Origin of the sequence: Campylobacter concisus, assembly GCF_003049065.1 — a bacterium.
Lineage (GTDB): Bacteria > Campylobacterota > Campylobacteria > Campylobacterales > Campylobacteraceae > Campylobacter_A > Campylobacter_A concisus_BE.
In genome coordinates this window covers 16431-39422 of record NZ_PISC01000001.1, presented here as the reverse complement: position 1 = coordinate 39422, position 22992 = coordinate 16431, and the positions used below count along the sequence as shown (strand labels likewise).

Sequence of the window (22992 nt, the reverse complement as noted above, 5' to 3'; positions counted from 1 at the left end):
TCAAAAGGAATTTCATCAAAATTTGTGAAAAAGATAAGGCAAAGTATCGTGAGATGGGTTTAATGGCTTTGCTCCCCTTGCGGTCGCAACTGCAAGCAGAAACAACGTAAAATTTAGCAAAGATAAGACAATTCAGTCTATCGAGCTAAATTTTTACTAGCTCCGTTAAAAACGCTCACGAGACGAGCCGTTAAATTCTAAAGATCACGCGGATCGGCGATTTTACCAGCTATGGCTGAAGCCGCCACAACTGCCGAGTTAGCCAGATAAATTTCACTAGTCCTATCGCCCATACGACCGACAAAATTTCTATTTGTCGTTGAGATACAGCGTTCATTTGCACCTAAAATGCCCATATATCCGCCAAGACAAGCACCACAAGTTGGGTTGCTCACAACTGCGCCAGCTTCTATGAAAATGTCGATTAGCCCCTCTTTTTCAGCAGCTCTTGCGATCTTTTGCGTCGCTGGAGTGATGATGAGCCTTGTTTTGCGGGCTACTTTTTTACCTTTTAGGATTTGTGCTGCGATACGAAGGTCGCTTAGACGGCCATTTGTGCATGAGCCGATAAATGCTTGATCGATAGCTAGATCGTCGCGAACCGCCTGTCTTACGCTCTTGCCGTTGCTTGGCAAAAATGGATATGCGATGACTGGATCAAGGTTTGTGACATCGATCTCTAAAATTTTGTCGTATTTTGCGCCCTCGTCTGAGTAGAAAAATTTTGGTTTATCGCGCAAATTTTTATCTTTTAAAAACTCTTTTGTGATCTCATCAACCGCAATGATACCGCTCTTTGCGCCAGCTTCGATCGCCATATTGCACATTGAAAATCTATCATCCATGCTAAGGCCATCTATCACCTCGCCGCTAAACTCAAGCGCCTTGTAAAGTGCGCCATCAACGCCTATTTGGCGGATGATCTCAAGGATGAGGTCTTTGCCGTAGACGTGCTTATCAAGCTTGCCTTTAAAGACGACTTTGATGCTTTCAGGCACTTTAAACCAGTTTTTGCCAGTGATCATCGCATAAGCTAGGTCGGTGCTGCCCATGCCAGTACTAAACGCTCCAAGGGCGCCATGCGTACAGGTGTGGCTGTCTGCGCCGATGATGACGTCGCCTGGGATGACTAGACCTTTTTCAGGCAAAAGCGCGTGCTCGATGCCCATATCTTTTTCGTCAAAATAGTTTTTAAGGTCGTGTTTGTAGGCAAATTCGCGTGAAATTTTGGCTTGATTTGCGCTTAGGATGTCCTTTGTCGGGATGTAGTGGTCCATCACGATGGCAAAGCCGTCTGGGTTAGCTAGCTTTTTTGCGCCACTTCGCTCAAACTGCTTGATCGAGATAGGCGTCGTGATGTCGTTACCTATGATCATATCGATCTTGCTCTCGATGATCTCTCCTGCGCTTACCTCTTTGCCAACGTGATCTGAAAATATTTTTTCTGTGATGGTTTGTTTCATAAATTTCCTTTAAATTTTGAGGCGATTTTAACGAAATTTGTATAAAAAGATATTTAGCCAGCGCTTTAAATCACTATAAATTTGACAAAAAATTTATGCTAAAAATTTGGACAGATAAGATTTGCAAGATAGCATTTTCTTTTTTATATATTTTAAAATTATAATTTAAGCAATTAAAATAAATTCAACGTCAAATTTAGCCTTAAATTTCATTATAAGTCCCTAAAATACTCTATTTATTACTTTGGATAATTAAATTAATAAAATTTAGCAAAATTTATCATAAATAGCGTTATTTAGCTATTTTTTGCTATTTTTTCTTAAAAATAAAAATTAAGAGATATTGTTTAACTTTTATTATAAAATACGCCGAAAATTTTAAAAGGATTTAAGATGAAAAGACTTTTTTCTAGCTTGTCTAACAAGATAGCCTTTTTGCTGACAGCTTGGATGCTAATAGGCATAGGCATATTTTTTAGCATAAACTACTCAAATTCCAAATCGGAAAAAATTCAGTCCTACAACAATGTGCGCAAAACTGGGCTAAAATCGACGATGTACTTTGTCGATGAATTTTTAAAGTCAAGACTTCACATGGTGCAAACCTTCGCAAAAGAGCTTGAGGATAAAAAGACCTATGCTAACAGGGACGATATAGTCGAGGCGCTAAAAGGTGCGTTTGTCATTTCGCCATTTGACGCGCTATTTGTGGGCTATGCAGACAATGGCAACGTCATCAAGACTGATCTTTTGAAAAACAACGAGCCATTTTTGATACCAAATTTTGATGGTCGCACAAGGGCCTGGTTTAAGGGTGCTAGTAGCAGCGGCAAGCCTGGATTTTCAGAGCCATACGTAGATGTCACGACAAAGAATTTAACCATCACAGCCTACGCTCCTATCTTTGATAGCAACCATAAGCTTGTAGCGGTAATCGGCGCAAATATCTTCTTAAACGGCCTTAGCGAAGAGCTTTTAGAGATAAAAACAACTAAGACTTCAAACATCATGATCGCCGATGATGCTGGCAAAGTGATAGTGCATCCTGATATAAATTTGGTCTCAAACGAAGATGAAACCTATAAAAACCTCATCAAAGAAAATATGAAAAACAGCATAGATGGCGACAAGGTCTCACTGTTTTTCTATAAGGGCATGAGAAACGTCATCTACTGCCAAAACCAAAAGCTAACAGGCTGGAACGTCTGTATAGTAGCTGACGCTGATGAGTTTGTAGCTGAAATAAAAAGCGCTTCAAATAAGCAAATTTTGATGTTTAGCCTATTTTTGATCTCAGTCATCATCGCCATCATCGTGGTCGTTAGATACTTCTTAAGACCGGTTTTAACGATACAAAATGGGCTAATCGAGGTCTTTAAATTTATAAACAACAAAACTTCAAATGTCGAGCCTATCAAGCTAAAAAGCAGCGACGAGCTAGGCGTTATGGCTAGCATCATCAACGAAAACATCGAGAGCACAAAAGAGAATTTAAACAGCGAGCGCGAGTTTTTAGCCAAAACGCAAGAATTTGTAAGCAAGATAAAAGGTGGCGACTTTAGAGCGACGCTTGAAGCGACGACAAATAGCCAAGCTCTGCTAAAGCTAAAAGAGGCATTTGGCGATCTACGTGACTCGCTAAAGACAAATATCGCTTCAAATGAGCACGATATCTTAAAGGCGCTAGAAATTTACTTTAAAAATGATTTTACCGCTAGGATAAACGACGAGGGCGTCATCGCAAAAGGCATCGACGCACTTGGCGATAAGATCGCGCAGATGCTAAAAAATAATGAAGATGTCGCAAAACTGCTAGAAGACCGCGCAAAGGCGCTAAAAGGCTACATGCAAGAGCTAACGACTAAGGCAAACAAGAGTGCGACTTCGCTCTCTGAGGGTGCGGCTGCGGTTGAGCAAATGAGTGCATCTATGAGGCAGGTAAATGCAAGATCTGATGATGTCAAAAGGCAGTCTGAGGAGATAAAAAATATCATCACTATCATCCACGATATCGCCGATCAGACAAATTTACTAGCCCTTAACGCTGCCATTGAAGCAGCACGTGCGGGCGAGCATGGCAGGGGCTTTGCGGTTGTGGCTGATGAGGTTAGAAATTTAGCCGAGCGCACTCAAAAAAGCCTTGGTGAGATCGAAGCAAATGCAAATATCCTAACGCAAAACATCGATGATATGAGTGCAGCGATAAATGAGCAAACCATAGCGATCGCTCAGATAAACACACTAGTTGCCGACATCGACAACCTAACAAAAGAAAATCTTGAAGTGGCAAATCAAACAAACAAGGCCACAAACGAAGTCGATGAGATCGCTGATCAGATCGTTAAAGAGGTCGCTAAAAACAAATTTTAACTTTTGTCCTAGCAAGCCAGCTAGGACTCTTTGTTAAAACATTTTTGCAACATTTCTGATATAATCCCCGCATGAAGTACGCACATTTAGTTCAAATAGCAAGTTATCTATCGAAATTTAAAAAGATAAGCCAAGCAAAGCGCGTAAGTGACATGGCTATACTTATCGAATTTAGCAGCGAAAAGATCATTTTTGATCTAAATAAGTCAAACTCAGCGATCTACAAAGATGATGAGCTAAAAGAGGCGAAAATTTATCAAGCGCCCTTTGACAATGTCCTAAAAAAGCGCTTTAACGCCTCGCATATAAAAAGCGTCGAGTGTCTAAAAGACAATAGAATTTTAAAATTTACCTGCACACAAAGCGGCTCATATAAAAGCGAAAATTTCATCCTTTATCTTGAATTTACAGGCCGCTTTACAAATGCCGTGATAACTGACGAAAATAACGTTATCATCGAGGCGCTAAGACATATCGATAATAGCTACCGCAAGATAGAAACTGGCGAGGTTTTAAAAGAGCTGCCAGCCATCGCCATCAAAGAAAAGCCGTGCGAGCCGGTAACTGACTTTGAGGCATTTTTTAAAAGTGAAGCAGCCAGGATAAATGAGGCTAGGATAGCTAGCTTAAAAGAGGCAAAGCTTACTAGCGTGCAAAAAAAGATAGATAGCATGAGTGAAATTTTAAACTCGCTTGAAGATAAAGATGAGCTTATGAAAAAGAGCGAGGAGTTTGCAAACTACGGCACGCTCTTGCTTGCAAATTTGGCAAATTTTAAGGGCTATGAGAGAGAAATTTCTCTTAATGATTTTAACGGCAATGAGATAAAACTAACTCTTAGCGACACGCCAAAAAATAGCGCAAATGAATTTTACTCAAGGTCAAAAAAACTTCGTGCAAAAGCCCTTGGTGTGGAGATAGAAAAGAGAAATTTAAGTGAAAAGATCGAGTTTTTAGAAGGGCTAAAGTCACTTTTAAAAGAGGCAAAAAGCGCTTACGAGCTTGAAATTTTAAGCCCAAAAAACAAGGCAAAACAAAGAGAACGCCAGATAAAAGATGTGAGCGAAAATGCTGAAATTTTCTACGTTAGAGAGTTTAAAATTTTAGTTGGCAGAAATGAAAAAGGCAATATAAATTTACTCGATCTTGCCAAAAAAGACGACATCTGGCTTCATCTAAAAGACGCCCCAAGCGCTCATGTCATCATAAAAACAAACAAGAGCAAAGTGCCAGAAGACGTGCTAGAAATGGCTGCTAAATTTTGCGTGGAATTTAGCGTAAAAGGGGCTGGCAGATACGAGGTGGATTACACCAAACGCGAAAATTTAAGGCGTGAAAATGGCGCAAATGTCACTTACACAAACTACAAAACTATCATCATAAATAAAGGCTAAAAATGGCGGTAACACCTTTAGGAAACAGCAACTTCATCAACCAAAACGCTCCAGTCGTCTCGCAGGTGCATGCAAACCAGCAAGCACGCTTTGACATGCAAGCGCTAATGGCATCTGAGCTAGCTACCCAGCAAAACGAGGAGATCAAAGAGGTGCGTCCGATGGAGGAGTCATATAAAATAGACCCTGAAAAAGAGCACGAGCGTCAAAAAAGCGAAGAAGAGGCGAGCGAGTTTGAGAACGAAGAGCAAAACGCAAAAGCCAAAGATGAAGAGAATTATTTAGAAGACGAGCTTGATAGCGAAGAAGAGAGCGAAGAACCGCACGTTTTGGATATAAAAATTTAAACTTTAAATTTTAAGGACAATGGTTTAAATTTGCAACCATTATTTTTAAAATTTACTAGCTAACTACGTCTAAAATCATAAAAACAAATCATTTAAAAAGTAGAAATTAAAGAAGTAAAAGTGGCGAGAGGATGAGAGAATCGAACTCCCCACCAGACGGTCAACCGCCCAGTCATCGGGTTTGAAGCCCGTGAGCATCACCAGATTACTTTATCCTCCGTGCGTGTTATTTTAGCAGATTTAGATAAATTTTAGCCCATTTTCTATAAACTTTTTGAAATTACAAAAGGATTTATGATTTCTAAATTTAGCGTTTTTGCATTTTTGGTCTTATTTTTTTGCTCTTGCTCCTCAGTCCTCACCCCAGCAACAGCGCCACTAAATGTATATGACGCATACTCCATTTCTCGCGACAAGCGCGGCATCTACTCGATCTCTCGTGATAAATTTATCCAAAGCAAGCTACAAAGCAAAATTTTGTTTTCAAAAGGACTTAGTAACATCGACATCGAGATAGAGGTCTTTTATGGTGACGCCTATCTCATAGGGCTTGTTGATAGCAAAGAGCTAGGAGATAAGCTAGTTGAGCTTGCCAAAAATACGGACGGAGTGCGAAAAATTTACACCTATCTTAGGGTGAAAAAAAGCGAGTATCCGTGCGATAGCTTAAGCATACTTGCAAATTTAAAGCAAAATCTCTTTAAAGATAGTGTCGTTGAGGGCACAAATGTGCGTGTTAGTATCGTTGGCTGTGACGTTGTTTTTAGTGGCGTGGTTGATAGCATCGAGCAAGAAAAGCACGCCATTTGGTACGCTAAGCACATTGACGGCGTGGCTGATGTCTATTCGTTTATCAAAGTTATCAAATAAATTTATACCTCGCGCTTTTTCACAAAGCTTGCTATCAAACTTGGCAAGATGATGAGCGCACCAAGCAGCATAAATACCATAACAAGATCGGTTAGCAAGCCAAAATAAATTGTCGGTATAAAGTTGCTAGTTATCATCACGCTAAAGCCAAGAAAAATGGTAAATGAGGTGTAATACATCGCGTATCCAATGCTAGCGTGCGCAGCCTTAATGCTTTCAAAAACGTCCTTTGTAAGCAGCTCCTCTTTGAAGCGGTGGATGTAGTGGATGATATCATCAACGCCGATGCCTATACTAATGGCAGCAATCGTAATGCTCATCACATCAAGCGGTATGCCAAAAAATCCCATCACGCCAAAAAGAGTGCAAAGCGGGATCAAATTTGAAACTATAGCGATGGTTGCTAGCTTGATACTTCTAAAAACAAAGCAGAATATAACAAAAAGTATCGCAACTGTTAGTCCAAATGTATCAACCTGCGAGCTAAGCAAATTTTGAAGCATGTTGTTATAAAGCACCATCATACCGGCAACTTCGATGCTTACATTATCGTTTTTAGTAAGCTCTAAAAGCCCTTCTCTAAGCTCTTTTAGAAATAAATTTCGTCTAAGCTTTGGATCGCTATCAACGATCCTTAGGCTAAATCTAAGCTCGTCGTTTTCGACGCTCACGTAAGGACTTAGCAAGATCTTTTTATACTCAAGTGGCAACTTTTCATACATCGCAGCTAGCAAAAAATCATCACTAACGCCGTTATTTAGCTCTTTTATCGCCTTTATAAGCGTTGCAAGCGAGCTTACGTTGCCTACAAAATTTTGCTCTTTTAGATAGTCGTGAATTTTCTCTGCAACTCTTGTGTGGTAGCTGTTAAACCAGTATTTTGCGCTCTTTGCGTCGTTTTCAAACTCGCTTTCAAAGTCATCTTTCTCATCAGTTTTTTCTTGTTTTGGCTCGATCTCTTTAAATTTAACTATCACATCAACTGGGATCGTGCCACCAAGCTTTGTGTCGATGACCTGCATGCCTTGGCGGATCTGCGTGCTCTCTTTAAAGTAGCCAATGAAGCTATTTTCAACCTTTATCTTGCTTATGCCATAAACGCCAAAGCAGACGACTAGCACGCAAACTGCGTAGATGATCTTTCTTGAGTTTAGGGCTAAATTTGCGCAGTATTTTGTAAATTTAAAGCTGTTTTCAAATGTCCTAACAGGAGCAAGCTTCTTTAAATTTACATTTATCGCGCCAAATAGCAAAAAGGCAAGCATAAGTGAAACGCTAATGCCAGCACTCATCATAATGCCAAGCATGATAACTGGCTTTATATCGGCACTCATTAGTGAGCTAAAGCCAATAACTGTCGTAAATATCGCCCAAAAAGATGGAGAAAATTTGTCACGAAGTGTCAGATAGATGAGCTGATTTTGGCTGTACTTTGGATGTCTTGCGTAAAATTCTCTGTAGATAACGACTAGGTGGATGACAGTTGAAATGGTGATAATTAGCTGAAGTGCGATGTAGTTTGAGCTAATGACCGTCACTTCCCAGCCAAACATACCAAAAATCCCAGTCGTAAAAATGGCACTTACCGCGCAGATAAACATCGGCAAGACGATCCATCTAAGCTGCCTGAAAAATAGCCACAAACTAAAGCTAAGAAGCGCTAGAACGCTTAGCCCATAAACCAAAAGATCGCTCTTTATAAAGCCTATCATATCATCAGCGATCATGTTTGCGCCGCCTAAAAATAGCTCATCGTTTGCGTTAAATTTAGCGATGGCTGTCTTTATGGCTTCAAGGTTTTTGTGATCGCTCTTTCTAAGCTCATCTCGGTAGGCTTTAAACTCCGCTAAAAGCGCTTTAAATTTAAGCTTTTCAGCCTGCGTGATAGTGCCGTTTGACTCTTTTTGACTAAGTAAATTTCGCTCATTTAAAAGCTCGTTAAATTTCTCATCTTGCTTTAAATTTAGCGCGATCGCTGTGGTTTTTAGATCTTTGCTTATCAAATTTCCGCTATAAATAGGACTTTTTGCAAACTCAAGCTTTGCTTTTGAGATATTTATATCTTTATCACTTAGCGTTGGAGTGTGATCTAAGATGCCTGTAACGCCGCCTTTTACGCTATTTAGAAGTGGGACGTTTAAGATAGAGATGACGCTGCTAACCATATCGTTTTTGGCTAGCTCATCACTTAAATTTTTAATAAGCTCTAAATTTGTAGGTGAAAAAAGATCATCTTTTGGGGTGAAAGCGACCACCAAAAGCCCTGGCGAGTCGTAGCGCTGTGCGATCTGCCTATAGGCTTTTAGATCTGGGTCATGCTCAAGCAGCAAGGTCTCAGCTGAAGCGTCGATGCTTAGTCTTGTGCTAAGGTAGCCAAAAACTACGCTTAAAATCAGGACAAGCGCGATAACAAGCTTGTTTTTGGCAATGATAAATTTAAAAATTTGTCGCATCAAGGGTTATTTTTTATCTTGATCAGGCAAAACCGCTTCGTTTAGTTTTTGTAAAAGCGTATTAAAATCGCCATTGTTTAGCACGTCGCCAAACTGGCTTCTATAAGTTTGTATAATGCTCACACCAACGATATCAAGGTCGTAAATGAGCCAGCCACGCTCTTTTGCATCGTAAAATTTATAGACAAATTCATAGTTTTTGCCGTCATTTAGAAGCTCTGATGTGAGCCAGTATCTATTTTTTTGAGGCTCACTCTCTCCAGTGATGTGGATCTGTTGGTCTTTGTAGCCTAAAAGTTTGTCGATATATGAGCTTTTTAGCTTTTGCTCAAATGCTGCGTCAAATTTAGCTTGCTCATCGGCACTTAGGCTGTTGTAGCGTTTGCCAAGGCTGATCTTTGCCATTTGTTTGTAGTCAAATAGTGGATCAAGCAGAGCAAAAATCTCTTTTGTCTTTGCATTGTTGTCTAAATTTGTATTTTTTAAAATTTCAATCACCTTTGTTGTCTTTGCCTCTATCTCAGGCTTTATCTGCTCTTTTGAGAGGGCAAAAAGGCTAGTTGCTAAAAGTAAAATCACCGCAAAAGCTTTAAAAATTTTCATACTTACTCCTTGATAAGTTTATCGCGTCTTTGCTCGTAAGCATCGCGTAAAAATGGATATAGATCGATCGCGTCTTTTCTTAGTTTTTCATAAGCAGTTGGATCTTGTGAAAAGCTGTTAAACGCCCTATATGACTTGATGCCAGCCGATAAAAGCATAGGATCAATGTAGCTGATAGGATCGGCAAAATAGTCTCCAACCAAGCCGCCAGTATCTCTTAAATTTGATGGTCCGATAAGTGGCCAAACGATGTGAAAACCGCTTCCTAGCCCCCAGTAACCAAGGGTTTGTCCAAAGTCTTCATTGTGAGGCTTTAGATCATAGTATTTTGCGCCGTCTGTTAGCCCTCCAAAGCCAATTATCGTATTTGCCAAAAAGCGCAAAGTCTCTTCGCCGGCGTTTTGAAATTTAAACTGAAGCAAGTTATTTACAAAACGCACTGGAAAAAGAAGGTTGTCAAAGAAATTTGCAACCATCGTCCTAGCTGTGGCTGGCACGACATAAGCGTAGCCTTTTGCCACTGGAGTTAGCATATTTATGTAGATAAAGTCATTTACATTTGTCATCACTCTGTTATAGCCACTAAGTGGGTCAAAAACATCTTTTTTTGCTTCAAATTCAACGTCAAAATCATCTTTTTCACTGTTTGTGCTCAGATCAGTGCTGGCACAGGCTAAAAGCAGGCTACAAAAGATAGCAAGCAAAAATTTCATCATAAAACCTTAAAATTTATTTATAAAATACAGCTTGATTTTATCCTCTTGAAACTTTACAAGAAATTAAAGAAAATTTATAATTTAAGCTTGTGAATTAATATAATTAGATATACTTTGCAAATTATTATTATATATTTAGAGGTTAAAAATTTGAAAGCAGATATAAATTTAGAGCTATTTCTAGGCGAAGATACGCAGGTTTTAGCAAAGCATATAGCGCTACTTAAGGCGATAAAAGAGACAAAAAGTATCACAAAAGCGGCTGAGGTTGTAGGTATATCATATAAAAACGCTTGGGACTGCTTAGATACGATAAATAACAAAAGCAGCAAGCCTCTCATCATAAGAGCTGATGGCAACAAGAAAAATAGCGGTTCAGAGCTTAGTCCATACGCCAAAAAACTGATAAAAATTTATGACGCCATTCTTGAGACACAAAAGGACTTTTTGCAAAAAATTTGCCAAAAGGTTGATTTTGAAGATGTTGATATCATAAATTTACAAAGGATGAGTATGAATTTAAGCGCTAGAAACCAGCTCTCATGCGAGATCGTTAGCATAAATAGAGGTGCTGTAAATTCTGAAATCATCGCAAAGCTAAGCAATGGTAACACGCTTGAAGCGACCATAACAGTCGAAAGCGAGAAAAATTTAGGCCTAAAAGTGGGTCAAAAGGTAGTTTTCATCTTTAAAGCGCCCTCTGTCATCCTTGCAAAAGATCTTGATATAAAAATAAGTACTAAAAATCAGCTAAAAGGTGAGGTCATCGAGGCAAAGATAGGCGCTGTAAATGCTGAGGTCACGCTAAAACTAAGCGACGAGCAAACTTTAACTGCTATCATCACAAAAGATAGTGCGATGGATATGCAAATAGGCGTTGGCGACACGCTTTTAGCCATAGTTAAATCATCTCAAATCATAATAGGAGTATAAATGAAAAAGGTTTTTAAATTTCTATGCGTGGCAGCACTGCTTACCATAAACGCACTTGGCGCTGACGTAAATGTCTATGCCGCAGCAAACACGACTTATGCGTTTCCTGAGCTTATAAAAGAGTTTAACAAGCTTCACCCAGACGCTAAGATCAACCTAACTCTTGGCGCAAGCGGTGGCCTTGTCACGCAGATACAAAACTCAGCTCCAGCTGATATCTTCATGGCTGCTGATATGGGCTTTGCGCAAAAAGCCTACGACACAGGCTTTGCAGTGGCTGCACCAAAAGTTTATGCACAAGGCGCTGTAGCGATCTTTTCTATAAGAAACGTGGATTTTAAAAAGGGCATCGAAGTGGTTCGTGGCTTAAAAGCGATCTCGGTAGCTAACCCAGAAACCGCACCTTACGGCAAGGCTAGTATCGAGGCTCTTAAAAATGCAAAACTTTATGACGAAGTAGAGAAAAACATCGTCTATGCTCAAAAAATTTCTGAGACACTTTCTCAGGCACTAAGTGCTTCAGATGTTGGCTTTATCGCTGCTAGTGCATTGTTTGACAAAAAAATGGAAAAATACAAAGAGGGCACCAACTACATCTTCGTACCTCAAGAGCTCTACACTCCGATCGATCAAGGCATCGTGCTCTTAAAACATGCTGATGGTAACGCTGATGCAAAGGCATTTTATGAGTTTATCTTGGGCGATAAAGCAAAAGAAATTTTCAAGAAATTTGGCTACAACGTCCCAGCTAAATGATAAAAGCAAAGATCGTTCAAATTTCATCCAAAGATGACGTCAGCTTTTTTGAGCTTGAGTGCCTAAATTTAGGGACAAATTTATATATGCTAGCCTTAAATGAGGCTAGCAAATTTGCTCTAAATGATGAGGTGAGCTTAAATTTCAAAAGCTCAGACGTCATCTTATCAAGGCTTAGACTTGAGGCTAGTTCGCTTGAAAATGAGCTAAAATGCGAGGTCACTGGCATAACTCGCGGCGAAATTTTAAGCATAGTTAGCCTAAAGTGTGAGCAGCTTTGCTTTGAGGCTATCATCTCAGATCACGCTCTAAAAGGGCTAAATTTAGCGGTAGGCGAGCAGGTTTTTGCCTACGTTAAATCAACAAGTATCCACGTAAGCGCTTAAAAATGATAGAAATTTCATGCAAAAAAGAGCTAAATGGCGGCGGTGGTAAATTTATGCTTGAGGCCGAGCTTGCCTTTGAAAGTGGCGAGTTTGTCGCACTTTATGGAGCAAGTGGCGGAGGCAAGACTACGATTTTAAGGCTCATTGCTGGCTTTGAAACCCCACAAAGTGGCGTGATAAAGGTTGGAGATAAGATATTTTTTGACGAAAAGACAAATTTAGCCCCGCAAAAGCGAAATATCGGCTTTTTGTTTCAAGACTACGCACTTTTTGAAAATATGAATGTCTTTAAAAATTTACTCTTTGCAAATAATGATGAAAATTTAGCAAACAAACTACTTGAAATTTGCGAGTTAAAGAGCCTAAAAAACGCTAAGATAAACGAACTCTCAGGCGGTCAAAAGCAGCGCGTAGCACTTGCTCGTGCGGTTATGAGAAAGCCAGAAATTTTACTGCTTGATGAGCCACTAAGTGCCCTAGATAACGCCATGCGCGAGAAGCTGCAAGATTATTTGCTAGCGCTTCACGATGAGTTTAAGATGAGCGTTATTTTAGTAAGTCACGACATAGCTGAAATTTACAAGCTTTGCAGCAAGGTTTTTGTCCTTGAAAATGGCAAAATTTCAAGGTCTGGCAGTGCGAGCGAGATATTTTTAAAAAGCGCAGGATCGCAGAAATTTGCATTTAACGCTAAGGTTTTGGAGGTCAAAAAGCGTGATGCCATTTTTGTGGCAAGCGTGCTAATAAACCGTCAAATTTGCGAGGTCGTGCTAAGTAGCGCAGAGGCTAAGGGGCTAAGATCTGGCGACACGGTAGTGGTTAGCACAAAAGCCTTTGGCGTAAATTTGGTAAAAGCATGATTAGCGAGCTAGCAAATATTGATTACGAGCCGTTTTGGCTCTCGCTAAAACTCTCTTTTATCACGACATTTATACTATTTTTCGTCTGCGTAGGGCTTGCTTACTTTATGTCGCAAAAGAAATTCTTTGGCAAGGCATTTTTAGAGTCCATCATCTCGCTGCCTTTGGTGCTACCGCCAAGCGTTCTTGGCTTTTATCTGCTCATTTTTCTCTCGCCCTACTCAGCCTTTGGTAAATTTATAGAAGAGCTCTTTGGCGTGAGACTGGTTTTTAACTTCACAGGCCTTGTTGTAGCAAGCTGCATCTACTCGCTGCCATTTATGTTTGGGCCCATTTATGCTGGGCTAAATAGCCTAAAAAAGAGCCTTTTTGAGGCGAGCTACAGCCTTGGAAAAAGCAAACTAACGACCATTTTTAGGGTCATCTTGCCAAGTATCAGATCAAACTTACTAACCGCGATCGTCGTTAGTTTTGCTCATACGATGGGCGAGTTTGGAGTGGTTTTAATGATAGGTGGCAGCGTGGCTGGCGAGAGCAAGGTCGCTAGTATCGCGATATTTGAAGCAGTTGAGATGCTTGACTATACCAAAGCTCACATCTACGCACTTTTGATGCTAACAATTAGCTTTTTCGTTCTTTTTGCCGTCTATCTCTTAAATTCTAAAAAAGCTTAAAGATATATAATAGATAAAATTTTTAAAGGACGAAACATGATAAAAGTGCCTACAAGCATCTATCTAAGGACTTTAGACGGTAAAGAATTTGACTTTTCAGCCTTTGCAAGGACCCATAACTGCGTAGTTTTTATCTATCCAAAGATAGGTGAGGACTTCGAGCTTTTAAGCGAACAGCTGCAAAAAACTGCTGGCATGAAAGGCTGCACGAAGCAAGCGATAAACTACAAAAAACTTCTTAAAGAATTTAACGATCTTGGCTTTATGGTAGTAGCTATTGGCTCCCAAGATATCGCAGCTCAGAAGAAATTTGAAGAAGAGACCGCAACTGGCGTGATGTTTTTAAACGATAGCGAGTTTATGCTAGAGCGAGCGCTTGAGCTTCCGGTATTTGCAGCTTCAAATGGGCATAAATTTTACTTTCGTCAAACACTTATCATAAAAGGCAGCAATATAAGGCGCGCATATATCGTTGATGAGCCTGAAAACGACGCTAAAAATATGCTGGAGAAGATAAAAAACGAAGACTACTAAGGATAGAAAATGGACAAAAATAACAAGATCGAAAAGTCTTATGACGAGCTAACATATAAATCAGCAGCATTTGCGCAGTCATCGCCCTATAAACTAGAGGCTTGCGCCACACTTCTTGGCATCAATCCACCGCCTTGCAAAAACGCAAAAGTGCTTGAGATAGGGTGCAGCTTTGGTGGAAATTTGATCCCATTTGCTGTAAATAATAAAGATGCAAGAGTAGTTGGCATTGATCTTAGCGGTGAGCAGATAAGGCGCGGCAAAGAGATCGTAAAAAAGATAGGATTAAGCAATTTAGAGCTAATTCACGGCGATATCTGTGAGTTTAAAAGTGATGAGAAATTTGACTACATCATAGCTCACGGTGTATTTAGCTGGGTGCCTGACTTTGTAAAAGATGCGATACTAAGGGTTGTAAGAGAAAATTTAAGCCAAAACGGCGTGGCTTTTATCTCTTACAATGTCTATCCAGGCTGGAAAGTAAAGGATATTATAAGAGATATCATGCTACTTGCTGCAAAAGATAAGGATAGTACAGAAGAGAGGCTAAAGGCCGCTAAAGAGGCGCTTTTGGTTTATAAGGAGGTCTTGCTAAAAAGAGATAATGAAGAATTTGAAAAATTTATGCCTATTAAGTCGCTTATCACTTGGATAGATGATATTCTTAGCAAAGATGATTTTTATGTAGTGCATGAGTTTTTGGAGGATATAAATGATCCATTTTACTTTAAAGATTTTTGCGAAAAAATAGATAAATTTGACTTAGCTTATCTTTGTGATATTGATATGAAAGATGTATTTGTGCCTGATTTTGGAAATGCTCTTGTGGATGACTTTAAAAATGTGCATTTTGCAGATCGTATACAAAGTGAGCAGTTTTTGGATATTTTAAATATGAAGCTTTTTAGGCAGAGCCTAATCGTTCATAAAAATGCTTTTGAGGTCATTAAGGCAAAACAGATAGGACCAAGTGATATAAATAAACTTCACGTTGTGGCAAATTTTATAAAAAGAGACGACGGATGGTATGATAGATTTAATGTTATGCCACAAGATATATCTTGGCTTTGTGAGGTTTTTAACAAGATGTTTCCAGCGAGCATAAACCTCTCTCAAATTTTAGAAATTTTACCAGAAGATAAGCTTACAGTTTATAGCGCTTTTGTAAGGCTTTTAACTAACTCAGCAAGCGCAATGATAGTAAAAGATGAGCTAAAAGATATAGAGTATAGGCCAGGGTATTCAAGGCTAAACCCAAATTTGATAAATTATGTTAAGTATTTTTTAAAAAATAAAGAAGAGACAAATATTGGTTTTGCAAATAGATTTTGTGTATCTGAAAGATTAAATTTGGTTGATTACTATATATTTTTACTATTAGATGGTAAAAATAATTTAGAAGACATTGCGTCTAAGGCTTTAAAATTTATAAAAGAAAATGACGTAAAAATATTTGAAGCAAGCGGCGAAGAGATAAAGAGAAGCAAGGTTGCATCAAATATATTAAACTATGTGGCAGGCACTATAAGAATAGCCAGTATGCTCTATCTGCTAGAAGAAATTTAAGCGATGAGAAGGTTTTTTGCTCTTTTATTTTGTATATTTCTAGTAGGTTGTGCTAGCAAGCCAAGCGTGAAAAATCTAAACCTTAAAAGCAGCCTAAACTACGGCGGCGAAGAGCTTGCAAAGATACTTGAGCAAGATGATGCAGTGGCATTTAGCAGCAACTTGCGTGAGGGAGTTTTCATCTACATAAGTAACGCTAAAGTCGCAAACTATCTTGGCGTAGTAAGAGCTGAGAGACACGCTAAATTTAGCGCAAAAGAGCTAGACAAAAACGATCTTTTGATAAAAAGCGTAAATGATCTAACGCAAAGCTTTGATGCTAGTTTAGAGCGAGCTAGAGAGCTAAAATGTGGCACTTTAGTGATCAGACTAAAAGATAAATTTCAGGATTTAGAAGCGGCAGATAAATTTTTAGAGCAAAACGAGAGTGCTTTTTTAAAGATGAGTGGTGAGATAAGGTGCAAGTAACCTTATCTGCCCTGCTTTATCAGCTTAAAAACTTCATCCTCTAAGCTCAAAGCATTTTTGCCAAAAGCTACGTAAAATGGGCTTTTTAGATCCGCTAGCTTGTAGCTTGGCTCGCATCTATCACTAGCGTTTAAGACCTTGCCACCGCTAAATTTCACTACCGCCTCGCCTGCAGCATTGTCCCAAAGATAGCTTGGGCTAAATCTCACATATATCCCGCCAAGCTCAGCTAAACGGCAAAATTTTATGGCAGATCCGATGCATTTTTGCTCTAAATTTAAACTATCTCTTATAAGCGTGGCCCTATTCGTCTCGCCTCTTCTGCTTGAAAAGATGAAGTTATTTAAACTTTTGGCTTTTTCATTTAGATCATGCTTTGCTACGACCTCATCATTAGCGCCTAAAATTTCTTTAAAAGCGCCGTTTTCATCAGCGTAAAAAAGCTCTTTGCTAACTGGGATAAAAATGACGCCAAGTACCGGCCTAGCCTCTTTTATAAGCGCTATACAAACGCAAAATTCACCATTTCTAGCTAGAAATTCTTTCGTGCCATCAAGGGGATCAACTAGCCAAAACTCGTCTTTGTCGCTATCTTGCAAGATGCTCTCTTCGGAGCAAATTTTTATCCCACTTTTGCTTAGCTCTTTTAGTATCACCTCATTTGCCGCTAGATCAGCGCTAGTTAGCGGCGAGCTGTCATCTTTTAGGCAGACTTTAAGCGCCTGGCTATTAGATGAGTAAAATTTCATTATCTCACCCCCAGCGCCGATGGCTGCCTTGATGGCTAAATTTAAAAGCTCGCTCATTTTGGTGTTCTGTTTGTCTCTCCGACGTAGAGCTGTCTTGGACGAACGATCTTTATACTCTCTTGCTCTTTTAGCTCGATCCACTGGCTGATCCAGCCTGGCGTCCTGCCGATGACGAAGATGACGGCAAACATATTATTTGGTATGCCAAGCGCCTTTAGGATGAGCCCTGAGTGAAAATCAACATTTGGATATAAATTTCTACTTACAAAGTAGTCGTCATTTAGCGCGATCTCTTCGATGCGGTTGGCGATCTTTATAAGCTCTGAGCTAATGCCGATCTCATCCATCAGCTGATCTCTCATCTTTTTAAGCACCTTTGCGCGAGGGTCAAAGTTTTTATAGACCCTGTGACCAAAGCCCATTAGCCTAAATGGATCGTTCTTATCCTTTGCTCTAGCGATGTATTTATCGACGTTTGCGACCGAGCCGATCTCTTCAAGCTGACGGATGACACCCTCGTTTGCCCCACCATGAGCCCAGCCCCAAAGCGCGCCGATACCTGCACTTATACATGCGTATGGGTGCGCATGCGTAGAGCCAACAGTCCTAACAGTAGTCGTTGAGGCGTTTTGCTCGTGGTCAGCGTGCAGCATAAAGACCGTATCAAGCGCCTTGATCTCGATTGGCTTAAGATCGACGTGCTCGTATGGATAGCCCCTCATCATGTAGAGGAAATTTTCAGTAAAGCCACGATCTAAATTTGGATATATGATAGGAAGGCCGCGTGAGTAGCGGTAGCTAAAGGCTGCGATCGTTGGGATCTTGGCGATTATCCTCATAGCCATCTCGTGGTACTCTTCAGGCTTATCCATATTTAGGTGGTCTGAGTAAAAGGCACTTAGCGCTGAGACTGCTGCCTGCAAGATCGCCATAGGGTGCGCTTTGTCTGGAAATGCATCAAATAGCTTCATCATGCCCTCGTGTATGAAGCTCCTTTTTTTGAGCTCATCTTTAAAGCTTGCATATTGCTCGCCAGTTGGTAGCTCTTTGTTTAAAAGCAGGTAGGCAACGTCTAAAAATGTCTTATTTTCAGCCAGATAGGCGATGTCGTAGCCTCTATACATGAGCTCACCCTTTAGGCCGTCGATGTAGGTTATGGCTGAGCGGCACATCGCAGTTGAGGTATAGCCCCTGTCAAAGGTAAACATCCCAGTGTCGCTAAAAAAGGTCGATATGTCGATGACGTCTGGGCCCATCGTGCCTTTTAGGATAGGAAATTCATAGCTCTTGCCAGTTCGGTTGTCGATTAGTGTGGCTGTATTTGATGACATTTTTACTCCTTGCTTTTTGATTGCATTAAAATTTTGATGATTATAGCTCCTATTATAGCTTGTGCGAGGCTCGCTAGGATGAAAGATGAGTAAGAATAGTCACTTATCTCGCCTGATTTGTGTGCGATAGTAGCAACTGCGATCAAAAGAGTGAGCGGCATAGACTGCGAAACTGAAAATAAAAATATCCCCCTAAAGCCAAGCTTGCCCAAAAAGAGCAAACTAGATACAACTCTCGTGCCAAGCATCGCTAAAAATATAAAAATAGCATCCTTTATCACTTCGCTAGATCCTAGGCTTGAAAGCTTAAAAGTCGAGCCTATGTGGATGAAAAATATCGGCACCAAAAAGCCAAATCCAAAGCTTGAAAGCTTGTGTGGCAAGTCCTTTTTGTGATCAAAAAATGTCGTGATAAACATACCTGCGATAAACGCACCAAAGGCGACTTCTAAATTTAGATAGAGCATCAAGGCTATCATCGTGAAAAATACCGCGATGCAAAGCCTGATATCCTTCTCGTCCTTGTCGTAGTGTGGCATGAGCACCACTTTAAGCCCCGGATACCACCAAAAAAGCACGTCCAAAATTTTAAAGCTAAGCACGCTGATAGCCAAAAATAGGATCAAATAGCCAATCGTTAGCCATAAATTTATGCTCGCTCCAAACTGCAAGTAAGCAGCGGTAAAGGTTAGAAGCGTGATGCTTAAAAGCTCGCCGATAGTTGCGATTAGCATGCTTAAATTTAGCCACTCTTGCTGCTTGCCATACTCCTTAAATAGCGTAAATATCATGCCAACGGCCATTATCGGGATGATGATGATGTAAAGTAGGCTAAGCTCAAGTCCTAGCGTCAGGGCCGTGGCTAGAGCGTAGATGAGCGCAAGGTAGATGAGCCCAAGGCGCAAAATTTTACGGTCGATGTTTATGAGCATCCTAAGATCGATCTCCATGCCAGCTAGAAACATCAAAAAGAAAAAGCCAACTTCGCTGATGAGCTTAAACATCTCGTTGTCGCCAACGACTCCGATGTAGCCGGCAACCGCTCCAAGTAGTATCTCAGCAGGTGCGACTGGGATGCGTAAAATTTTAGAAATATAAGGCGAGGCAAAGACGATAAATGCCAAAACGACAAGGATGCTAAGCTCGCTTGCTTGGTGTAACTGCAAAAAGATCCTTAAAATAAAAATGCCTGATTGTATAAAAAGCTTTGTTATTTTTTGATTAAGCTAAGCGAAATTTGGGCAAAATGGTGGCTATTTTAGAAATTTGGAGTGAAATTTTATGCGTAAATTTAGCCTTTTTATTTTGATATTTTTTGGCGTCTTTTCTTTGGCAGGCGAGCTAAATTTAGTTGAGAGTTTTAGATTTGATGGCAGCACTTTTTATAAGAAGCAAGTGGTTAAAAACGAGAGCTTTTACTTTTTAAAAAATGAAAATATGGACGAGCACTTTGCCTCGTTTAAGGTAAAATTTAACAAAGACGTCAAGACAAAAAGCGAGCTAGAAGAGCTAAAAAAGGCTCTTAAACAAGATAAAAACGTGCTTTTTAGCGAAGAAAATGATCAAATTTTAGCTCTTATAAAAGATGAAACTAAGAGCAAAAATATAGAAATAATCCACTTTTTGCTTAAAAAAGATGGAGTCTTGATACTTTCATATGAGAGAATTTACGACCCACAAACATCAGCAGATGCACTTAAGCCAGTGCTTTTAAGCGAAGCTAGAAATTTTATGCTACAGATGCCAAAAGTAGAAGCTAGGTAGAGAGGCACATCTGACGACGCTACATAATGCATGCGTTTTATTTTAGAAATTTCTGACAAATTTTAAAATTTTATGAGCGAGTAATTTCGGCTCTAAAATTTGAGCTAAGCGGTTAGTGAAGCCAAATTTTAGTAGCCAACTCTTGCGAGTGAGTAAAGTTTTAAAATTTGCAAAAATAGTAAATTACTACCTTTAAAATACAGACTTTATTTTTTATTATTCAAAAGGGAGACAAGGGACTCAAGTTACGAAGCCGTCCCCTTATCTCCCTTTAGATCCCTCAATCCCCTCGCACGTTCAAGGAGCATGCGATAGCACTATCGTGCCGCATGTGTTTTATGCCAAAGGAGTTTATAACAAATTTTAAAATTTATGAGCGAGCATATCACGGCTCTAAATTTAGTGCTAAACGTAGTGCAGCCTAAATTTAGTAGTCTGCTAAGGCGAGCGAGTAAAATTTTAAAATTTGCAAAATAGCTTTTTAGAAATTTAAAGTTTTGTTTCTTTGTTAAGGGGGAAGAAGCTTGAATTACGGTCTGCTTGCAGTTGCGAGCCCTGCGAAGCAAAAGAGCTCCCTTCCCCCTTAACAATCCCCTAACCCCGACAACGTTAGAAGTGGCATGCAGTGATGCTGGCGCATTGCATGCGGTTTGCTTTTAAGAAATTTCTAACAAATTTTAAAATTTCATGAGCGAGTAATTTCGGCTCTAAAATTTGAGCTAAGCTATAAGCGAAGCAAAATTTTAGTAATCAATTCTTGCGAGTGAATGAAAGTTTAAAATTTGCAAAGACAGCTTGATTAAATTTGTAAATTTCTTTTTATTTGAAAGGGAGACAAGGGGACTTGAATTTCGCTTCGCAAGCTCGCAACTGCAGGGCAGGCACGAAGTCCGTCCCCTTATTCACCTTTTTAAATCCACGTCTGCTTGCAGTTACGAAACGAAGCCCGAGTAAAAACCCTCGCACGTTAGAGGTGCATGCGATAGCACTATCGTGCCGCATGTGTTAAAAACTCTGGCAAATTTTATTTATTAAGTCAGACAAGCTTAGGATAAATTTTAAAATTTTATGAGCGAGCATATCACGCTTCTAAATTTAGTGGCGAATAGTTATGAGCCCTAAATTTAGTAGTCTGCTAAGGCGAGTGAGTAAAGTTTTAAAATTTGCCTAAAGATGCAAATTTGAGCTAAGTTATAAGCGAAGCCAAATTTTAGTAGTCAATTCTTGCGAGTGAATGAAAGTTTTAAAATTTGCAAAATGACATAGATAAAGTTACTTTATTAAACACCTTAAAAACATCATAAATTTTTACCAAGTAAAATGCCAAGATAGCTTGCAAGTAGGCAAAGACTAAGGTTTAAAAATATATTTAAAAAGCCTTTTACGAGTTCGCCTTCTAGTAAAAATTTAACGCTATCAAGGCTAAAGCTTGAAAACGTGGTAAAGCCGCCAAGTATGCCAACGACTAAGAACACTCTCACGCTTTGGCTTAAATTTAGGCAAAATAATACGCCGATAATGAAGCTGCCAAGCACATTTACGCCAAGCGTGGCTAGCGGAAAGTGGCTAAATTTTAGCAGCTCGCCGGCTAAAAACCTGCATCCAGCTCCGATAAAGCCTCCAAGCCCTGCAAAAAGTAAATTTACAAGCATTAGTGGCAGATGCTTGCGAAGCTAAAACCGCGCTTTGTAAGCTCCTCGATGTCCTTGCTCGCCTTCTCGCCCTTTGCGGTGAGGTAGTCGCCTATCACGATCGCATCTGCGCCATTTTCGAAGATCTTGTACTGCCTCTCGCCCAATATCTTCTCCCTGCCGCCAGCTATCATGACCCTAGTTTCTGGCAGCGCGCTTTTGGTCTCACGCACGATTTTTAGGGCTTCATCCGCGCTAAGAGGCGGCTGATCAAGCCTTAGAGCGTCACTTTTTATGAAAAAATTTATAGGCGACGAAAACGGCTCAAGCTCTTTTAGGCTGGCTCTAAAGCTCACCCTGTCGGCCTCGCTCTCACCAACGCCGTAAATGCCGCCAGTGCAAAGCATGAGCCCAGCCCTTTTTGCGTCTAAATTTGTCTGATATCTCTCGTCCCAAGAGTGCGTTGTGCAGATTTTTGAGAAATATTCGCGGCTTGTTTCTAGGTTGTGGTTGTAGCTAAAAACGCCAGCATTTTTGAGCTCACAAAGCTGCTCGTAAGTCGCCATGCCGTTACATGCGATGAGCATCAAATTTGGCACTTCTTTATGCACAGCTCTTGCTAAAGATGCGATATAGTCGGTCTTTTTGTCATTTAACCTTGCGCCACTTGTGACTAAACAAAAGCCAAGAGCGTGGTTTTTATATGCCATTTTGGCCTCGTCCACCACCTGCTGCACGCTTTTTTCTTTAAATTTCGTAATATCAGCGCCAGCTTTGGCACTTTGCGTGCAATAAGCGCAGTCTTCGCCGCAGTTTCCCTGTATGACGGAGCATATCGCACAAAGCATAATTGTTTTCATTTTTTATCCTTTTTTGGGGCGTATTATAGCTTTGGTAGGTTTAAAATTTAAGTATGATCGTCTAGAATTTACGAGAAATAGGTAAATTTAAATGTTTATTCCCTTATTAAGGGGGAAGAGGCTTGAATTACAAAGTCGCTCCCTTCCCCCTTAACAATCCCCTGTCTGCTTGCAGTTACGAGACGAAGTCGAAGTAAAGCCCCCGACGACGTTAGAAGTGCATGCGATAGCACTATCGTGCCGCATGTGTTTTTTTACGCCAGA

General features: G+C 40.0%; 22 protein-coding genes, 1 tRNA gene and 1 pseudogene. 14 read left to right on the top strand and 10 right to left on the bottom strand.

Going from position 1 to position 22992, the window contains the following annotated elements:
• Positions 1-197: 197 nt before the first annotated feature.
• Positions 198-1463: a 3-isopropylmalate dehydratase large subunit gene (leuC, locus tag CVS81_RS00185; RefSeq protein ID WP_103647786.1), complete on the bottom strand. Its 1266-nt coding sequence runs from the start codon at positions 1461-1463 to the stop codon at positions 198-200.
• Between the two features lie 393 nt (positions 1464-1856).
• Here leuC and CVS81_RS10150 point away from each other — a divergent pair.
• The 4 genes and pseudogenes from CVS81_RS10150 to CVS81_RS00170 form a co-directional block, all read left to right on the top strand.
• Positions 1857-2552: pseudogene (locus CVS81_RS10150) on the top strand (cache domain-containing protein); the annotation flags it as partial.
• Positions 2553-2567: 15 nt separating this feature from the next.
• On the top strand, positions 2568-3833 hold the full coding sequence (locus tag CVS81_RS10145) for a methyl-accepting chemotaxis protein (protein ID WP_413784303.1): 1266 nt from the start codon (positions 2568-2570) through the stop codon (positions 3831-3833).
• 71 nt (positions 3834-3904) lie between these two features.
• On the top strand, positions 3905-5227 hold the full coding sequence (locus CVS81_RS00175) for an NFACT RNA binding domain-containing protein (protein WP_107964692.1): 1323 nt from the start codon (positions 3905-3907) through the stop codon (positions 5225-5227).
• Positions 5228-5229: 2 nt separating this feature from the next.
• On the top strand, positions 5230-5574 hold the full coding sequence (locus tag CVS81_RS00170) for a hypothetical protein (protein ID WP_103638797.1): 345 nt from the start codon (positions 5230-5232) through the stop codon (positions 5572-5574).
• A gap of 121 nt (positions 5575-5695) precedes the next feature.
• Here the strand turns inward: CVS81_RS00170 and CVS81_RS09730 are convergent.
• Positions 5696-5793 (bottom strand) — tRNA-Sec (locus CVS81_RS09730).
• 75 nt (positions 5794-5868) lie between these two features.
• Between CVS81_RS09730 and CVS81_RS00165 the strand changes: the two genes are divergently transcribed.
• Positions 5869-6444, top strand: coding sequence for a BON domain-containing protein (locus CVS81_RS00165; RefSeq protein ID WP_107964691.1), 576 nt, complete (start codon positions 5869-5871; stop codon positions 6442-6444).
• A gap of 2 nt (positions 6445-6446) precedes the next feature.
• Here the strand turns inward: CVS81_RS00165 and CVS81_RS00160 are convergent, their stop codons facing one another.
• From CVS81_RS00160 to CVS81_RS00150, 3 genes are read right to left on the bottom strand one after another with little or no spacing between them, the layout of a single operon-like run.
• Positions 6447-8897, bottom strand: coding sequence for an efflux RND transporter permease subunit (locus CVS81_RS00160; protein ID WP_107964690.1), 2451 nt, complete (start codon positions 8895-8897; stop codon positions 6447-6449).
• A 6-nt stretch (positions 8898-8903) separates the two neighbouring features.
• Positions 8904-9500 (bottom strand): ABC transporter substrate-binding protein, encoded by a 597-nt coding sequence (locus CVS81_RS00155; protein WP_107964689.1) that lies wholly within the window; start codon positions 9498-9500, stop codon positions 8904-8906.
• 2 nt (positions 9501-9502) lie between these two features.
• Positions 9503-10213, bottom strand: a complete 711-nt coding sequence (locus CVS81_RS00150; RefSeq protein WP_107964688.1) for a VacJ family lipoprotein — start codon at positions 10211-10213, stop codon at positions 9503-9505.
• A gap of 153 nt (positions 10214-10366) precedes the next feature.
• On the opposite strand from CVS81_RS00150, the gene CVS81_RS00145 reads away from it, so the two are divergent.
• From CVS81_RS00145 to CVS81_RS00110, 8 genes are read left to right on the top strand one after another with little or no spacing between them, the layout of a single operon-like run.
• On the top strand, positions 10367-11149 hold the full coding sequence (locus tag CVS81_RS00145; RefSeq protein WP_021084673.1) for a TOBE domain-containing protein: 783 nt from the start codon (positions 10367-10369) through the stop codon (positions 11147-11149).
• Positions 11150-11905, top strand: a complete 756-nt coding sequence (gene modA, locus CVS81_RS00140; RefSeq protein ID WP_107964687.1) for a molybdate ABC transporter substrate-binding protein — start codon at positions 11150-11152, stop codon at positions 11903-11905.
• The gene (locus CVS81_RS00135; protein WP_107964686.1) at positions 11902-12291 is read left to right on the top strand and encodes a TOBE domain-containing protein; all 390 of its coding nucleotides are present in this window, start codon (positions 11902-11904) and stop codon (positions 12289-12291) included. The genes modA and CVS81_RS00135 overlap by 4 nt, the downstream gene beginning before the upstream one ends.
• 2 nt (positions 12292-12293) lie before the next feature.
• A complete protein-coding gene (locus tag CVS81_RS00130; protein WP_107964685.1) occupies positions 12294-13151 on the top strand; it encodes a sulfate/molybdate ABC transporter ATP-binding protein in 858 nt (285 codons plus the stop codon).
• Positions 13148-13825, top strand: coding sequence for a molybdate ABC transporter permease subunit (modB, locus tag CVS81_RS00125; RefSeq protein WP_107964684.1), 678 nt, complete (start codon positions 13148-13150; stop codon positions 13823-13825). Before CVS81_RS00130 ends, modB begins: the two co-directional genes overlap by 4 nt.
• Positions 13826-13861: 36 nt before the next feature.
• Positions 13862-14359: a redoxin family protein gene (locus tag CVS81_RS00120; protein WP_107964683.1), complete on the top strand. Its 498-nt coding sequence runs from the start codon at positions 13862-13864 to the stop codon at positions 14357-14359.
• Between the two features lie 9 nt (positions 14360-14368).
• Positions 14369-15925: a class I SAM-dependent methyltransferase gene (locus CVS81_RS00115; RefSeq protein ID WP_107964682.1), complete on the top strand. Its 1557-nt coding sequence runs from the start codon at positions 14369-14371 to the stop codon at positions 15923-15925.
• Between the two features lie 3 nt (positions 15926-15928).
• Positions 15929-16393, top strand: a complete 465-nt coding sequence (locus CVS81_RS00110; RefSeq protein WP_107964681.1) for a damage-inducible protein — start codon at positions 15929-15931, stop codon at positions 16391-16393.
• 2 nt (positions 16394-16395) lie between these two features.
• Here CVS81_RS00110 and CVS81_RS00105 read toward each other — a convergent pair whose 3' ends face one another.
• The 3 genes from CVS81_RS00105 to CVS81_RS00095 are packed head-to-tail and all read right to left on the bottom strand — an operon-like array spanning position 16396 to position 19639.
• A complete protein-coding gene (locus CVS81_RS00105) occupies positions 16396-17199 on the bottom strand; it encodes a 3'(2'),5'-bisphosphate nucleotidase CysQ (protein ID WP_107964680.1) in 804 nt (267 codons plus the stop codon).
• Positions 17196-18473, bottom strand: coding sequence for a citrate synthase (locus CVS81_RS00100; RefSeq protein WP_103589875.1), 1278 nt, complete (start codon positions 18471-18473; stop codon positions 17196-17198). The genes CVS81_RS00105 and CVS81_RS00100 overlap by 4 nt, the downstream gene beginning before the upstream one ends.
• A gap of 2 nt (positions 18474-18475) precedes the next feature.
• Positions 18476-19639, bottom strand: coding sequence for a cation:proton antiporter (locus CVS81_RS00095; RefSeq protein ID WP_021088913.1), 1164 nt, complete (start codon positions 19637-19639; stop codon positions 18476-18478).
• Between the two features lie 115 nt (positions 19640-19754).
• Here CVS81_RS00095 and CVS81_RS00090 point away from each other — a divergent pair, with 115 nt between their 5' ends.
• Positions 19755-20237, top strand: coding sequence for a hypothetical protein (locus CVS81_RS00090; RefSeq protein ID WP_107964679.1), 483 nt, complete (start codon positions 19755-19757; stop codon positions 20235-20237).
• Between the two features lie 1298 nt (positions 20238-21535).
• On the opposite strand, the gene crcB is transcribed toward CVS81_RS00090, so the two are convergent.
• Together crcB and CVS81_RS00080 are read right to left on the bottom strand one after the other, a co-directional pair.
• Positions 21536-21889, bottom strand: a complete 354-nt coding sequence (crcB, locus tag CVS81_RS00085) for a fluoride efflux transporter CrcB (RefSeq protein WP_103639556.1) — start codon at positions 21887-21889, stop codon at positions 21536-21538.
• Positions 21889-22728, bottom strand: a complete 840-nt coding sequence (locus CVS81_RS00080) for a biotin synthase (protein ID WP_107964678.1) — start codon at positions 22726-22728, stop codon at positions 21889-21891. Before CVS81_RS00080 ends, crcB begins: the two co-directional genes overlap by 1 nt.
• Positions 22729-22992 lie beyond the last annotated feature (264 nt).

What these genes read in the sequence shown, in the direction of transcription:
- CVS81_RS00090 (WP_107964679.1), top strand. Translation starts at nt 19,755, where the DNA reads ATGCGTAAATTTAGCCTTTTTATTTTGATATTTTTTGGCGTCTTTTCT.
- CVS81_RS00130 (WP_107964685.1), top strand. Translation starts at nt 12,294, where the DNA reads ATGATAGAAATTTCATGCAAAAAAGAGCTAAATGGCGGCGGTGGTAAA.
- CVS81_RS00165 (WP_107964691.1), top strand. Translation starts at nt 5,869, where the DNA reads ATGATTTCTAAATTTAGCGTTTTTGCATTTTTGGTCTTATTTTTTTGC.
- CVS81_RS00120 (WP_107964683.1), top strand. Translation starts at nt 13,862, where the DNA reads ATGATAAAAGTGCCTACAAGCATCTATCTAAGGACTTTAGACGGTAAA.
- CVS81_RS00160 (WP_107964690.1), bottom strand. Translation starts at nt 8,897, where the DNA reads ATGCGACAAATTTTTAAATTTATCATTGCCAAAAACAAGCTTGTTATC.
- modA (WP_107964687.1), top strand. Translation starts at nt 11,150, where the DNA reads ATGAAAAAGGTTTTTAAATTTCTATGCGTGGCAGCACTGCTTACCATA.
- modB (WP_107964684.1), top strand. Translation starts at nt 13,148, where the DNA reads ATGATTAGCGAGCTAGCAAATATTGATTACGAGCCGTTTTGGCTCTCG.
- CVS81_RS00110 (WP_107964681.1), top strand. Translation starts at nt 15,929, where the DNA reads ATGAGAAGGTTTTTTGCTCTTTTATTTTGTATATTTCTAGTAGGTTGT.
- CVS81_RS00115 (WP_107964682.1), top strand. Translation starts at nt 14,369, where the DNA reads ATGGACAAAAATAACAAGATCGAAAAGTCTTATGACGAGCTAACATAT.
- leuC (WP_103647786.1), bottom strand. Translation starts at nt 1,463, where the DNA reads ATGAAACAAACCATCACAGAAAAAATATTTTCAGATCACGTTGGCAAA.
- CVS81_RS00105 (WP_107964680.1), bottom strand. Translation starts at nt 17,199, where the DNA reads ATGAGCGAGCTTTTAAATTTAGCCATCAAGGCAGCCATCGGCGCTGGG.
- CVS81_RS00080 (WP_107964678.1), bottom strand. Translation starts at nt 22,728, where the DNA reads ATGAAAACAATTATGCTTTGTGCGATATGCTCCGTCATACAGGGAAAC.
- CVS81_RS00170 (WP_103638797.1), top strand. Translation starts at nt 5,230, where the DNA reads ATGGCGGTAACACCTTTAGGAAACAGCAACTTCATCAACCAAAACGCT.
- CVS81_RS00155 (WP_107964689.1), bottom strand. Translation starts at nt 9,500, where the DNA reads ATGAAAATTTTTAAAGCTTTTGCGGTGATTTTACTTTTAGCAACTAGC.
- CVS81_RS00175 (WP_107964692.1), top strand. Translation starts at nt 3,905, where the DNA reads ATGAAGTACGCACATTTAGTTCAAATAGCAAGTTATCTATCGAAATTT.
- CVS81_RS00100 (WP_103589875.1), bottom strand. Translation starts at nt 18,473, where the DNA reads ATGTCATCAAATACAGCCACACTAATCGACAACCGAACTGGCAAGAGC.
- CVS81_RS00135 (WP_107964686.1), top strand. Translation starts at nt 11,902, where the DNA reads ATGATAAAAGCAAAGATCGTTCAAATTTCATCCAAAGATGACGTCAGC.
- CVS81_RS10145 (WP_413784303.1), top strand. Translation starts at nt 2,568, where the DNA reads ATGAAAAACAGCATAGATGGCGACAAGGTCTCACTGTTTTTCTATAAG.
- CVS81_RS00150 (WP_107964688.1), bottom strand. Translation starts at nt 10,213, where the DNA reads ATGAAATTTTTGCTTGCTATCTTTTGTAGCCTGCTTTTAGCCTGTGCC.
- crcB (WP_103639556.1), bottom strand. Translation starts at nt 21,889, where the DNA reads ATGCTTGTAAATTTACTTTTTGCAGGGCTTGGAGGCTTTATCGGAGCT.